This is a genomic window from Nesterenkonia ebinurensis, from assembly GCF_008711175.1.
Classification (GTDB): Bacteria; Actinomycetota; Actinomycetes; order Actinomycetales; family Micrococcaceae; genus Nesterenkonia; species Nesterenkonia ebinurensis.
The window spans coordinates 1-542 of record NZ_VWNF01000046.1 but is presented as its reverse complement, the minus strand read 5'-3'; the positions used below and the strand labels follow the sequence as shown (position 1 = coordinate 542).

General features: G+C 59.6%; 1 protein-coding gene. It reads left to right on the top strand.

What is annotated here, in order from left to right; translation table 11 throughout:
* Positions 1 to 20: 20 nt before the first annotated feature.
* The coding region (locus F0311_RS14440; RefSeq protein WP_223881382.1) for a hypothetical protein at positions 21 to 542 on the top strand (522 nt) is incomplete at its 3' end.

Below are 542 nucleotides of genomic sequence, written 5' to 3'. Positions count from 1 at the left end.
GCGAATTGGTTGATGGCGAGGTGAGCGTTGAAGTTGAGGGTCTGACGGAGGCTGGTGACTATGAGTTGGTGGTTCGCTACACCGGTGCCACCGACTTCGAATCCTCGTCCTCTGACCCGGTGACGGTGACGGTGGTTCCGGCTGCCCCGGCCTCGATTGCAGTCAGCGGCCCGCACAGCGTCACCGAGACGGAGTCCGTCTCCTATAGGGTGCAGGCTTCGGATGAGTACGCCAATGTGATCGGCTGGGTCACCAGCGACACCGAGATCACCTCCAGTGTGGAGGCTGATGAGGTTGAGGGCAACGAGGTGACCTTCGTCTTCACCCCTGAGCTGGCTGACCGGACCTTGAGGTTTAGCTATACCGGTGAGGATGGCCAGGAGATCACCACTGAGGTGGATGTCCAGGTGACTTCCGCGGTGGAGTCCCTGGTGGTCGATGCTCCGGCAGAGGTTGAGGTTGATGAGGTCATCACCGTGAGAGTGGATGCATTGGATGCTGATGGTGATGTGCTGGGTGGGGTGGGTCAGTATGTTGACTTG